The sequence below is a fragment of the Pseudomonas sp. UBA6699 genome (assembly GCF_002454615.1).
Taxonomy (GTDB): domain Bacteria; phylum Pseudomonadota; class Gammaproteobacteria; order Pseudomonadales; family Pseudomonadaceae; genus Aquipseudomonas; species Aquipseudomonas juntendi.
This window is the reverse complement of the sequence record NZ_DKJF01000047.1, coordinates 40341-53395: the sequence shown is the minus strand read 5'-3', so window position 1 is coordinate 53395 and position 13055 is coordinate 40341. Positions and strand designations below refer to the sequence as shown.

Annotated in this window: 13 protein-coding genes; 7 read left to right on the top strand and 6 right to left on the bottom strand. The window is 63.1% G+C overall.

Annotation, left to right across the window (positions count from 1 at the left end; translation table 11 throughout):
• Positions 1–103: 103 nt before the first annotated feature.
• Complete coding sequence (gene rlmM / locus B3361_RS09275; protein ID WP_054905083.1) at positions 104–1168, bottom strand: 23S rRNA (cytidine(2498)-2'-O)-methyltransferase RlmM; 1065 nt, start codon at positions 1166–1168, stop codon at positions 104–106.
• Positions 1169–1392: 224 nt separating this feature from the next.
• Between rlmM and acnA the strand changes: the two genes are divergently transcribed.
• Positions 1393–4134, top strand: coding sequence for an aconitate hydratase AcnA (gene acnA, locus B3361_RS09270; RefSeq protein ID WP_009683993.1), 2742 nt, complete (start codon positions 1393–1395; stop codon positions 4132–4134).
• 180 nt (positions 4135–4314) lie between these two features.
• Positions 4315–5880 (top strand): methyl-accepting chemotaxis protein, encoded by a 1566-nt coding sequence (locus tag B3361_RS09265; RefSeq protein ID WP_029886187.1) that lies wholly within the window; start codon positions 4315–4317, stop codon positions 5878–5880.
• 67 nt (positions 5881–5947) lie between these two features.
• Here the strand turns inward: B3361_RS09265 and B3361_RS09260 are convergent, their stop codons facing one another.
• The 5 genes from B3361_RS09260 to B3361_RS09240 all read right to left on the bottom strand — a co-directional run bounded on the left by B3361_RS09260 (position 5948) and on the right by B3361_RS09240 (position 9311).
• Complete coding sequence (locus tag B3361_RS09260; RefSeq protein WP_054905084.1) at positions 5948–6832, bottom strand: pseudouridine synthase; 885 nt, start codon at positions 6830–6832, stop codon at positions 5948–5950.
• A gap of 51 nt (positions 6833–6883) precedes the next feature.
• On the bottom strand, positions 6884–7192 hold the full coding sequence (locus B3361_RS09255) for a hypothetical protein (RefSeq protein WP_009683997.1): 309 nt from the start codon (positions 7190–7192) through the stop codon (positions 6884–6886).
• Between the two features lie 65 nt (positions 7193–7257).
• Positions 7258–7689 carry a D-Ala-D-Ala carboxypeptidase family metallohydrolase gene (locus B3361_RS09250; protein ID WP_029886185.1) on the bottom strand — a complete coding sequence of 144 codons (432 nt, stop codon included), beginning with the start codon at positions 7687–7689 and terminating at the stop codon, positions 7258–7260.
• 108 nt (positions 7690–7797) lie between these two features.
• Entirely contained in the window at positions 7798–8037 is a 240-nt protein-coding gene (locus B3361_RS09245; protein WP_009683999.1) for a glutaredoxin family protein, read from the bottom strand.
• A gap of 65 nt (positions 8038–8102) precedes the next feature.
• Positions 8103–9311 (bottom strand): ammonium transporter, encoded by a 1209-nt coding sequence (locus B3361_RS09240; protein WP_054905085.1) that lies wholly within the window; start codon positions 9309–9311, stop codon positions 8103–8105.
• Between the two features lie 324 nt (positions 9312–9635).
• Here B3361_RS09240 and B3361_RS09235 point away from each other — a divergent pair, with 324 nt between their 5' ends.
• The 5 genes from B3361_RS09235 (at position 9636) to B3361_RS09215 (ending at position 13050) form a co-directional block, all read left to right on the top strand.
• Positions 9636–9950 (top strand): DUF883 family protein, encoded by a 315-nt coding sequence (locus B3361_RS09235; protein ID WP_009684001.1) that lies wholly within the window; start codon positions 9636–9638, stop codon positions 9948–9950.
• Positions 9951–9959: 9 nt separating this feature from the next.
• Positions 9960–10334 carry a phage holin family protein gene (locus tag B3361_RS09230; RefSeq protein ID WP_009684002.1) on the top strand — a complete coding sequence of 125 codons (375 nt, stop codon included), beginning with the start codon at positions 9960–9962 and terminating at the stop codon, positions 10332–10334.
• Positions 10331–10660 (top strand): hypothetical protein, encoded by a 330-nt coding sequence (locus B3361_RS09225; protein WP_009684003.1) that lies wholly within the window; start codon positions 10331–10333, stop codon positions 10658–10660. The genes B3361_RS09230 and B3361_RS09225 overlap by 4 nt, the downstream gene beginning before the upstream one ends.
• A gap of 156 nt (positions 10661–10816) precedes the next feature.
• Positions 10817–12148, top strand: a complete 1332-nt coding sequence (locus B3361_RS09220; protein ID WP_054905086.1) for a deoxyguanosinetriphosphate triphosphohydrolase — start codon at positions 10817–10819, stop codon at positions 12146–12148.
• 284 nt (positions 12149–12432) lie between these two features.
• The gene (locus B3361_RS09215; RefSeq protein ID WP_009684005.1) at positions 12433–13050 is read left to right on the top strand and encodes a response regulator transcription factor; all 618 of its coding nucleotides are present in this window, start codon (positions 12433–12435) and stop codon (positions 13048–13050) included.
• Positions 13051–13055 lie beyond the last annotated feature (5 nt).

Genomic DNA, 13055 nt, shown 5'->3' with positions numbered 1-13055 from the left:
CAAAAACCAGCGCCCAGGATTCCAAGCTCTGCAACAATGTGGGCGTTGAAACCGCATAGGTATTCGTTCCCATCGGCCCCACCCTCAAGCACCAAGCACCGATTCAACGAGGTTTCAGCTCAAGCCGCCGCAAATGGCATGTCACTTCCTCACGGTCGTGATACAGCTGCTTGCACGCAATCGAAACCCGTACCTTGCGCGCCTTGAACGTCGCCTCCATGCGCTCGAGCAGCCGCCGTACCTCGGCATAACGCTGCTTCATCGGCAACTTCAGGTTGACCACCGCCTCCCGGCATAGCCCCTCACCCAACCAGGTTTCGATCAGCGAAGTCGTCCGCGCCGGCTTCTCGACGATATCGCAAACCATCCAGTCCACCGGTTGCCTGGGTTGCCAGGTAAAACCATCGGCCATCAGGTGCTGGACCAAGCCGGTATCCATCAGGCTCTCGGCCATCGGCCCATTATCGATAGCCGTCACCAACATGCCACGACGCACCAGCTGGTAAGTCCACCCTCCCGGCGAAGCCCCCAGGTCGACGCCGGTCATATCATCGCCCAAGCGCTGCTCCCACTGCTCACGCGGGATGAAATGGTGCCAGGCCTCTTCCAGCTTGAGGGTCGAACGGCTGGGCGCCTCGCGGGGGAACTTGAGACGCGGGATACCCATGGGCCACAACGCGCTGTTGTTGGCCGCAGCGATACCCGCAAATACCCGCCGGCCACTGATGAAGGTCAGCAGCAAGCGTGGGCGGCTGGCGTCGTCAACCAGGCGCCCGGCCTTTTCCAGGGCCTTGCGCAAAGGCACTTCGAACTTGCGGCAGAACGTCGATAACGCCTTGCCCTCGTTGCTGTCCAGCACTTCCAGCCACAGGCTGCCGAACACCGGAAAACCAGCCAACTGCGCCAGCAGCACACTGATACGGTCACTTTCCGGCAGCTCGACAAACGCACCCCGGGCCCATTGCCGCGGGAAGATCAGCTGATTGAAACGCAGCTCCCCCATCAACCGCTCGGCACCGCCCTCCTCGCTACAGACAAACTCGGCGCTGGCACTTTGCGGCTTGCCTTTGGCATAGCCCGCGACACCCAGGCGGGCGGCATGTTCGCTGATCTCGGCGCACACCTCACCCTCGAAACCGGGCCGGCAATGCATGAACAGGGTATTCATCTCTCACTCCACTACGGCGGGCGCGTCACAGGCGCCGGCAGGGCGGCGATGATAAAGGAAGTTCGGAACCTGCGACACGCCCCGCCGGTCCAGAAAAGGGTCAGGTGGCCTAAACCGGTCTAACCTGACCTTTCAGCCAGGTCCGTGCCGTGCGGGCCGATACATAACGGTGCTACCGGCAAACCGCAATTCAATGCCGGGCACCGGCGCAGAAGGAGTTGGCAATGCCCTCGCTCGATAGCCTGAACACCCTCAAGCCGCTCAAGGTCGGCGACCAGACCTACCACTATTTCAGCCTCACCGAAGCCGCCCGCCAGCTGGGTGACCTGCAACGCCTGCCCATGTCCCTGAAGGTGCTGCTGGAAAACCTGCTGCGCTGGGAAGACGGCAAAACCGTGACCGGCGACGATTTGCGCGCCCTCGCCCAATGGCTGGGCGAGCGGCGCTCCGACCGCGAAATCCAGTACCGCCCCGCACGCGTACTGATGCAGGACTTCACCGGCGTACCGGCAGTGGTCGACCTGGCCGCCATGCGCGCCGCCATGGCCAAGGCCGGCGGCGACCCACAACGCATCAACCCGCTGTCACCGGTCGACCTGGTGATCGACCACTCGGTGATGGTCGACCGCTACGGCACAACGCAAGCCTTCAGCGAGAACGTGGAAATCGAAATGCAGCGCAACGGCGAGCGCTATGCTTTCCTGCGCTGGGGCCAGAACGCCTTCGACAACTTCAGCGTGGTACCGCCGGGCACCGGCATCTGCCACCAGGTCAACCTGGAATACCTGGGCCGCACGGTATGGACCCGTGAAGCCGATGGCCGCACCTATGCCTTCCCCGACACCTTGGTCGGCACCGACTCGCACACCACCATGATCAACGGCCTGGGCGTGCTCGGCTGGGGGGTCGGCGGTATCGAGGCCGAGGCGGCCATGCTCGGCCAGCCCGTATCGATGCTGATCCCGGAAGTGATCGGCTTCAAGCTGACCGGCAAGCTGCGCGAGGGCATCACTGCGACCGACCTGGTGCTGACCGTGACCCAGATGCTGCGCAAGAAAGGCGTGGTCGGCAAGTTCGTCGAGTTCTATGGCGACGGCCTGGCCGAGCTGCCGCTTGCCGACCGCGCCACCCTCGCCAACATGGCCCCGGAGTACGGCGCTACATGCGGGTTTTTCCCGGTCGATGACGTCACCCTGGACTACCTGCGCCTGTCTGGGCGGCCAGAAGCGACCGTGCAACTGGTCGAGCAGTACTGCAAAACCCAAGGCATGTGGCGCTTGCCCGGCCACGAGCCGCTGTTCAGCGACACCCTGGCGCTGGACATGCACGACGTCGAAGCCAGCCTGGCCGGGCCCAAGCGGCCGCAGGACCGGGTCGCACTGGGCCAGGTCAGCCAGGCCTTCGACCACTTCATCGAACTGCAACCCAAGCCGCTGGCCAAGGAAGTCGGCCGCCTGGAAAGTGAAGGGGGTGGCGGCGTGGCCGTTGGCAATGCCGACCAGGCCGGCGAGATCGACTACAGCCACCAAGGCCAGACCCACACCCTGCGCGATGGCGCCGTGGTGATCGCCGCCATCACCTCGTGCACCAATACCTCCAACCCCAGCGTGATGATGGCTGCCGGGCTGGTAGCCAAGAAAGCCCTGGAAAAAGGCCTGCAACGCAAACCCTGGGTGAAAAGCTCGCTGGCACCGGGCTCCAAGGTGGTCACCGACTACTTCCAGGCCGCCGGGCTCACGCCTTACCTCGACGAGCTGGGCTTCGATCTGGTTGGCTATGGCTGCACCACCTGCATCGGCAACTCCGGCCCGCTGGATGAAGCCATCGAGAAGGCCATTGCCAGCGCGGACCTCACCGTGGCCTCGGTGCTGTCGGGCAACCGTAATTTCGAAGGGCGCGTTCACCCGCTGGTCAAGACCAACTGGCTGGCTTCGCCGCCCCTGGTCGTGGCCTATGCGCTCGCTGGCAGTGTGCGCGTGGACCTGACGCGTGACCCGCTGGGTACGGGCAAGGACGGCCAACCGGTGTACCTGCGCGATATCTGGCCCAGCCAGCAGGAGATCGCGGCGGCCGTGGCCAAAGTCGACACGGCCATGTTCCACAAGCAATATGCCGAAGTGTTCGCCGGCGATGCCCAGTGGCAGGCCATCGAGGTACCCCAGGCCGCTACCTACGTGTGGCAGGCAGACTCCACCTATATTCAGCACCCTCCCTTCTTCGACGACATCGGCGGGCCGCCACCGGCCATCACCGACATCCGAGGCGCCCGCGTGCTGGCGCTGTTGGGCGACTCGGTGACCACCGACCATATTTCCCCTGCCGGCAACATCAAGGCCGACAGCCCCGCGGGGCGGTACCTGCGCGAAAAAGGTGTGGAGCCACGCGACTTCAACTCCTATGGTTCGCGGCGCGGCAACCATGAAGTGATGATGCGCGGTACGTTCGCCAATATCCGAATCCGCAACGAAATGCTGGCGGGCGAGGAAGGCGGCAACACCTTGCACGTGCCCTCGGGTGAAAAACTGTCGATCTATGACGCGGCCATGCGCTACCAGCAGGAAGGAACCCCGCTGGTGGTGATTGCCGGGCAGGAATACGGCACCGGCTCCAGCCGCGACTGGGCGGCCAAGGGCACCAACCTGCTGGGCGTGAAGGCAGTGCTGGCGGAAAGCTTCGAGCGTATCCACCGCTCCAACCTGGTGGGCATGGGCGTGCTGCCGCTGCAGTTCACGGCCGGGCATGACCGCAAGGCGCTGGGGCTGACCGGCAAGGAGCAGATCGACGTGCTGGGGCTGGACGGCGCACCGATTCACCCCGGCATGCCGCTACAGGTGCGCATCACCCGCGAGGATGGCCAGCAGGAACAGATCGAGGTGCTGTGCCGGATCGATACCGTCAACGAGGTGGAGTACTTCAAGGCAGGCGGGATTCTGCATTATGTGCTGCGCCAGCTGATTGCGGGTTGAGGGCGCAGCCGCACCGAAAAACCTGCGACACCTGCCAATCGAGCGCCGCCCACACGGCGTTCGATTGCTCAGGCACCCTTGCACCAAAATCGAACACCTTTTGTCACGCATGTTAAATAATCACTCAATAATCCCGGTGGCTTGCCGATACCCATCCAAAGCCCTGCGGACTATCACCCCATGCGTAACAACCAGCCGATTACCCAGAGAGAACGGACTTTCCCTGCCCAGCAGCGGTTGATCTCCACCACCAACGCCAAGGGCGTGATTACCTACTGCAATGATGCCTTCATCGACATCAGTGGGTTCACCCGCGAAGAACTGACCGGTGCGCCGCACAATCTGGTGCGCCACCCCGACGTGCCGCCTGCTGTGTTTGCCCATATGTGGCAAACCCTCAAGCAAGGCCAGCCGTGGATGGGTATCGTCAAGAACCGCTGCAAGTCGGGCGATCACTACTGGGTCAACGCCTACGTCACACCGATTTTCGACAACAACCAGGTGGTCGGCTTCGAGTCTGTGCGGGTCAAACCCACCGCCGAACAGATCCGCCGCGCCGAGGCGCTGTACCAGCGCATCAATCAGGGCAAGCCGCCGGTACCGCGCCGTGACAAGTGGCTGCCGGTGCTGCAGGACTGGTTGCCGTTCATCCTGATCAGCCAGGCGGGCTTCCTGATTGGCAACTGGCTGGGCCATTCCTGGGGCTTCGCGTTGGCCGCCGCGCTTTCCGTACCGCTTGGGTTGATCGGCCTGAGCTGGCAGCAACGCGGCCTCAAGCGCTTGCTGCGGCTGGCTGAACAGACCACCTCCGACCCGCTGATCGCGCAGATGTACACCGACAGCCGTGGCGTGCAGGCCCGCCTGGAAATGGCCATGCTCAGCCAGGATGCGCGCATGAAAACCTGCCTGACCCGCTTGCAGGACAGCGCCGAGCACCTCAGCGACCAGGCGCGGCAGTCCGACGCCCTGGCACACAAGAGCTCTTCGGGGCTGGAACGCCAGCGGGTCGAAACCGAACAGGTCGCCGCCGCCGTCAACCAGATGGCTGCGACCACCCAGGAAGTTGCCAACCACGTGCAACGCACAGCCGATGCCACCCAGGAAGCCAACCGCCTGACCAGCCAAGGCCGGCAGATTGCCGGGGAAACCCGCGAGGCCATCGAACGCCTGTCGACAGCAGTGGGCGAAACCGGCCAGACCGTCACGCAACTGGCCAAGGACAGCGACGAAATTGGCGGTGTCGTCGATGTGATCAAGGGCATTGCCGACCAGACCAACCTGCTGGCATTGAATGCCGCCATCGAAGCGGCGCGGGCTGGGGAAATGGGCCGTGGCTTTGCCGTAGTGGCCGACGAAGTGCGCCAGCTGGCTCAACGCACCGCCGAGTCCACCGGGCAGATCCACAGCCTGATCGCCAAGCTGCAGCAAACCGCCAGCAACGCCGTACTGACCATGGAAACCGGCCACCGTCAGGCGCAGGAAGGCGTTGATCGTGTGATGCAGGCTGACGAAGCGCTGGTCGGCATCAGCGAAGCGGTCGCCAACATCACCGACATGGCGACCCAGATTGCCGCCGCGACCGAAGAGCAGACCGCCGTGGCCGATGAGATCAGCCGTAACATCAGCACCATCGCCGAACTGGCCGACCAGACCGCCGAGCAGGCACAGCACTCGGCGCTGTTGAGCGAAGAGCTGACCACTACGGCCGGGAGCCAGTACTCACTTGTGGAGCGCTTCAACCGCTGACCGCAGACCTGCGCGCCGCGAGGGGTTGCACAGCAGCCCCTGGCTGGCAACGCATGCCCAGGCAGGGTTACCAGTCCAGGCTCAAGCGGCTCTCGAAATAGCGCTCTTCGCCGCTCAACGGGTCGGTGAAACGCAGGCTCTGCGCCAGCAGTTTCAATGGCCGCTGGTAATCGTCTGCGGTGTCGAGCAACTGCGGATAGAACGGGTCATTGCTGATGCCCGCGCCCAACGCAGCCATGTGCACCCGCAACTGGTGGGTCTTGCCGGTGACCGGCGACAACCCGTACCGCCACAGCGCTCCGCGCTTCTCCAGCACTTCGGCCAGGGTTTCACTATTGGCCTCACCCTCTACCTCATGCATGCGGAAAAAGGGCTCGCCATGCACCAGGCGGCTTTTGTGCACCAACGGAAACGCATGTTGCGGCAAAGCGGCCGCGATGGCCTGGTAGCGCTTGTCGATACGTCGCTCGGGGAACAGCCGCTGATAAGCGCTACGCGTAAGCGGGTTGGCAGAGAACAGCACGAGCCCGGCGGTATGCCGATCGATGCGATGCAACGGCACCAGGTGAGGGTTATCCAGCCTGCGGATCAGGCGGCGCAGCAAGGTGTGCTCAACGTACTCGCCAGTCGGTGTCACCGGCAGGAAATGCGGCTTGTCCGCCACCACCAGGTGCTCGTCCACGTGCAGCACGTGCTCCTGCACCGGAATCGGTCGCTCGTTCGGCACTTCGCGAAAATAGTGCAAGCGCATGCCCGGTTTGTAAGGCAGCTCGGCAGCCACTGCCTGCCCCTGGGCGTCCAGCACCCGCCCCCTGGCAAAGCGGTCGAGCCACTGGGCACGGTCGATGGCCTTGAAATGGTCACACAGGCAATCGAGCACCGTTGCCCAGTGACCGGGTGGCAGGCACACGGTGCTGGCTTGCTGGCGGGCGGGGTCGAAAGGCGTGGACATGGCAGGGCTCGGAACAGAAACGGCCGCGCATTATCACCCAACCCCGCCCCATCAACCAGCCTGGGCCAGCGCCTCGCTGCGTTCCTTCAACCAGCGCAGCACCTGCACAGGCTCCCAGCGGCCAGGGTCGTAAAGTGCGTAGAGCGCCCCTTGGTACCCGACCACATCGAGCCCACGGTGGTAGCCGGCCCGCTGGAACAAGGCTTCGATCTCGGCAAAGCAGGTATTGAAGTGCACCTTGCCGAAGGGGGTGCGGTCATCGGTCACCAGGCCCTCGAGGCGCAGTTCCAGAACGGCGTCGGCCACCCGCTCCACAGGCATGCGGTTGACGCTGTACTTGAGTTGCTCGACGTTGAGCATGGCTTTACCTCGATACTGTATTTATATACAGCATACGAACATCCTCGCGTCGCAGTCAATGCGCTTCATTGCAGCCCCGCCAGATAGCCGCTGCCCTTGCGGATGGTCAACACCTGGCGCCGCGGGGTGCCCCGCGCCACCGACAGGTGCACCCACTTGTCGAATTCCAGGATGAGTTGATCGAAGGGCACCGTACTTTCGCTGATCCGTTGCACGGTCTCGCGCGGGCTGACCTCGATGACCGTGAAGTCAGCCGCCAGCCCTTGTACATGCTGGCTGTTGGCGGCACCGCCAATCAAGCGGTTGACTTTCTCGCTACGGTAGCCACTGCTGACAATGATGGGCACGCCGAACAGCGCGCGCACCTGCTCCAGGGCACAACACAGCAGTTGCAGGTTGGCCCTGGCTTCAGGTGGCGGGGTGTTGTCGAACCCATCCCTGGCCGCGAGCTGGGAAACGGTCAGTTCAGCGAGGGTGAAATGTGGTGTGATCAACATGGCAAGCGGTTCCGATGATGGCTAGGGGCACCGGCACTGGTGCGCCGGCGCCTGATCATCAGCGCGCATCACCTGCCATGGAGCAGGGTTGTACCTCCCCTGTCGGTGTCATTGCCCCAGGAACGCCACCACCTGCTCGGCATCGAACGGCCAGTGCAACTCGGCACCGTTGTCACAGCGCCGGAGCACCGGAATGACCAGCCCATAGCGTTCGAACAAAGGCTGGCTTTCGGCAACATCGACCAGCTCCACCAGCAGGCCATGATCGACGAAGGGCATCAGCACCGACTCGGCCACTTCACACAGGTGGCAGCCGAGGGTGCCGAACAGTTGGCATTCAGGCAGCATGGGGCGGCTCCCGATGTGGCATGCAGAAAAACCTATTCTAGGACCACCACGGCCATCGTGCACCTTCAATCCTGGCTGGTGGCGCCGATACGGTGCAGCGACAGGTCGGCGCCCTGGAACTCCTGTTCATGGCTCAGGCGCAGGCCATGCACGGCGCGCAGCGCACCATACACGGCAAAACCACCGGCGAGTGCCACCACCACCCCCATAAGGCTCCCCAGCAGCTGGCTGACCAGGCTCACGCCGCCCATGCCGCCCAGTGCCGTCTGGCCGAAGATGCCGCAGGCAACCCCACCCCACACGCCACACAGGCCATGCAACGGCCAAACACCCAGCACGTCGTCGATTTTCCAGCGGTTCTGGGCCGCGGTGAACGTCCACACGAACAGCCCGCCCGCCACCAGGCCGGTAGCCAGCGCACCGATCGGGTGCATCAGGTCTGAGCCGGCGCAAACCGCCACCAACCCGGCCAACGGCCCGTTATGCAGGAAGCCAGGGTCGTTGCGCCCTGCCAGCAACGCCGACAACGTGCCGCCAACCATGGCGAGCAACGAGTTGATCGCCACCAGGCCACTGAGCCCCTCCAAGGTCTGGGCGCTCATCACGTTGAAACCGAACCAGCCAATGATCAGGATCCACGAGCCCAGGGCGAGAAAGGGAATGCTCGAGGGCGCAAAAGCCACCAGCCGACCATCGCGATAGCGACCGCGGCGCGGGCCGAGCAGCAGCACCGCCGCCAGCGCCAGCCAGCCGCCCATGGCATGCACCACCACCGAGCCGGCAAAGTCATGGAACGGCGCGCCAAAGCGGTCCTGCAACCAGGCTTGCAGGCCCAGGTTGCCGTTCCACACCACGCCCTCGAAGAAGGGGTAGACGAATGCCACGATCAGTGCGGTGGCACACAGTTGCGGCACGAAACGCGCACGCTCGGCGATGCCCCCGGAAATGATCGCCGGAATGGCTGCAGCGAAGGTCAACAGGAAGAAGCACTTGACCAGCGCGTAGCCATGGTCGGCAGCCAGCGTTGCAGCAGGCTGGAAGAAGTTGACCCCATAGGCGATCCAGTAGCCTATAAAGAAATACACCAGCGCCGAAACGGCGAAGTCGCTGAGGATCTTCGACAAGGCATTGACCTGGTTCTTGTGGCGTACGGTGCCCACTTCGAGAAACGCGAAGCCGGCATGCATGGCCAGCACCAGAATGGCGCCCATGAGAAGGAACAGGGTGTTGGAACCGTGGACCAGGGAGTCCATCGCGCTGTGCATGTTATCCATGAAATAGGCAGACCTGCTGAAAAAGGCACCAGGACAGTTCAAGAACCTGCATCCCTGCACCGAATCGGTGCCAGCCATCACCCTGTTTCAGTTGCGTGGGCGCGACCTGCGTGGTTTTTTCTTGGGTTTGTCGAGGATTGCGTTAAGGTTTATCGATATTCGCCGCGTGGGCGCCCCGAATCGGCGCAAGAACAGCCTGAGGTGCCCCGCAACGTGGCAAACACATAGCAAGGCGCATACCAGCACACGCGGGTGTACGGTCACTTGAACCTTCCGCGCCTGCTATCACTCGAACTACCAACATTCATCGACAGGGAGAGACACATGGCCAGCAATTCGGCAAAGACTGCACAAGAGATATTGATGGCTGACTTCCAGGCTTTGGTGCGCGACACCGAAAAGCTGCTGGCCGACACCGCCAACCTGGCAGGCGACCAGGCCGAGGAATTGCGCGGGCAGATTCACGAGCGCCTGGCCCAGGCCCGCGAAACCCTGCAGTTGACCCAGGAGTCGGTACGCGACCGCGGCCAGGCTGCGCTGGGCAGCGCCGAGCAGTACGTACAGGAAAACCCATGGCAGGCCATCGGCATCGCTGCCGGCGTCGGCCTGTTGATCGGCCTGCTGGCCAACCGGCGTTAAGGGGTTCCCATGGAGAACGAAGCCAACGGCGCCGGCGCATCGGGCAGGCGCCTGGGCGCAGCCGCGCTGGGGCTGCTGCACAGCCATATCGAGCTGTTCGGTATCGAGCTGCAGGAGCAGAAAGGCCGCACGCTGAGGTTGCTGTTGTTCGCCGGCCTGGCACTGGTGTTCGCCCTGCTGCTGCTCACTGCACTGTCGGGCTTGCTACTGGTGCTGCTGTGGGACAGCTATCGCCTTGCCGGCATCATCGGCCTGTGCGTGTTCTATAGCCTGGCTGCACTGTATTGCGGTGTACGGTTGAAGGCAGCGGTGTTCGACGAGTCATCTCCCTTCAACGCCACCCTCGAAGAACTCGCCAAGGACCGGGAGCGCTTGTTGCCATGAACCTGCCACAACTGCCGAACACACGAAACCCACGCGAGCTGCGCAAGGCGTTGCTGCGCCTGCGCATGGAAATGCACCGCCAGGAGATCCGCCACGAATCCGGGCAACTGCTGGCACCGTTGCAGCGCATGCGCGGCATGGGCAGCTCGCTGCACGACGGCTTGGGCATCAAACACGCGCCGCTGTGGGGCATTGGCGCTGTGGTAGCCCTGGGCTTCATGACCGGCAAGGGCGTGCGCAGCGGCAACCTGGGCAGGCTTGTGCGCCTGGGCACCAGCCTGCTGCCGCTGGTGCGCCTGTACCTGCAAGGTAGCCGTCGCCGCTGAAGGCGGTGCATGGGCGCAGGCTCGACCGCGAATGTGTCGGTGCCGCCACCGGCCATTCGCGGGTAATGCGTGCCAGCGGCCAGCGTTGCCCCTGCCACTTGCGCGCAGGCACAGCACACCAGAAGCTATAGCCTTTGACCCCCTGGAGACCGCGCCTTGGACTGGCACACCCTGCTCACCCGCGAACGTCTGGGCAAAGCCCTGTATAGCGCCGAAGAACTCGGGCGCAGCCCCTTCCACAAAGACCACGACCGCATCATTTTCTCGGGCGCCTTTCGCCGCCTGGGGCGCAAGACCCAAGTGCACCCCGTCACCAGTAACGATCACATTCACACGCGCCTGACCCATTCGCTGGAAGTCAGTTGCGTGGGGCGTTCGCTGGGCATGCGCGTGGGTGAAACCCTGCGCGAAAGCTTGCCAGACTGGTGCGCGCCCAGCGACCTGGGGATGATCGTGCAGTCGGCCTGCCTGGCCCACGACATCGGCAACCCGCCATTCGGCCATTCTGGCGAAGACGCCATACGTCACTGGTTCCAGCAGGCGGCCGGGCGCGGGTGGCTGGACGACATGGGTGATGACGAGCGTGCCGACTTCCTCAATTTCGAGGGCAATGCGCAGGGCTTCCGCGTGCTTACGCAACTGGAGTACCACCAGTTCGACGGTGGCACCCGGTTGACCTATGCCACCCTCGGCACCTACCTCAAATACCCCTGGAGCGCCCGCCATGCCGACGCCCTGGGCTACAAGAAGCACAAGTTCGGCAGTTATCAGAGCGAGCTGCCACTGCTCGAACAGATCGCCCGCAAGCTCGGCCTGCCACAGCTGGAGCACCAGCGCTGGGCGCGCCACCCGTTGGTGTACCTGATGGAAGCGGCCGATGACATCTGCTACGCGCTGATCGACCTGGAAGACGGCCTGGAGATGGACTTGCTGCAATACGGCGAAGTCGAAGCCTTGCTGCTCGACCTGGTCGGCGACGATCTGCCGGAAACCTATCGCCAACTGGGCGCCGGCGATTCTCGCCGGCGCAAGCTGGCCATCCTGCGTGGTAAGGCCATCGAGCACTTGACCAACGCTGCCGCCCAGGCTTTTGTCGAGCAGCAGCACGCGTTGCTGGCCGGGCAACTGCCAGGCGACCTGGTCGAACACATGCACGGCCCGGCCAAGCGCTGCGTCCTGCAGGCCAAAGACATGGCGCGCAACAAGATCTTCCAGGACAAGCGCAAGACCCTGCACGAAATCGGCGCCTACACCACACTGGAAATCCTGCTCAATACCTTCTGCGGCGCGGCGCTCGAACAACACGGCGGGCGCACACCCTCGTTCAAGAGCCGGCGCGTCATGGACCTGCTCGGCAACAGTGCACCAGACCCACACGGCTCGCTGTACAACGCGTTCCTGCGCATGATCGATTTCATCGCCGGCATGACCGACAGCTACGCCAGCGAAATGGCCAGGGAAATGACCGGGCGCTCGGGCCCGGGCTGAGCCATGGCGGTGCAGACCGGCCAGCGTGCCGGTGCTGCACCTGGGTTACAGGAAACTTCCTACATATACCGAGGGCAAATTAAACAACACGTTTAATTTGCCAACGAAAAGTTACCAAATGCACTTTGACATTGGGTCGCGCACGATTATCTCGTAGCCCGTTTTGCTTTATCTTGTAAGCCATTTCCCATATGGGGCAAACAGCCCTTCCTTGCATGCCCGTTGACTTCCAACTGCGATAAGGTGCCGCCTGTCACCCACAATTGACCGCAGGCAAGTTGAACATGCATTCCATATTTATTGTTGACGATCATCCGGTCATCCGCCTTGCCGTCCGCATGCTGCTGGAAAACCAGAATTACAAGATTGTCGGTGAGTCGGACAATGGCGTGGACGCGATGCAGATGATCCGCGAGAGCCACCCCGACCTGGTCATCCTCGACATCAGCATCCCCAAGCTAGACGGGCTGGAGGTGCTTGCGCGCTTCCAGGCCATGGCGCTGCCCATGAAAGTGCTGGTGCTGACTGCCCAGGCCCCGGCGTTGTTCGCCGTGCGCTGCATGCACTCGGGTGCTGCCGGTTATGTGTGCAAGCAGGAGGACCTCGGTGAACTGCTGAGTGCAATCAAGGCCGTGCTGGCCGGTTATAACTACTTCCCCAGCCAGGCAATAAAGCATGACCAGGTAACCACGAGCGACCTGCAACTTTTCCGCCAGGTAAATGATCGCGAACTGATGGTGCTGCAACTCTTCGCCCAAGGGCGCAGCAACAAGGAAATTGCCAAGGGCATGTTCCTCAGCAGCAAGACCGTGAGCACCTACAAGAAGCGCCTCATGCAAAAGCTGCAGGTCAGTACGTTGGTCGACCTGATCGAGATGGCCAAGCGCAACGCGCTGGTCTGAGCATG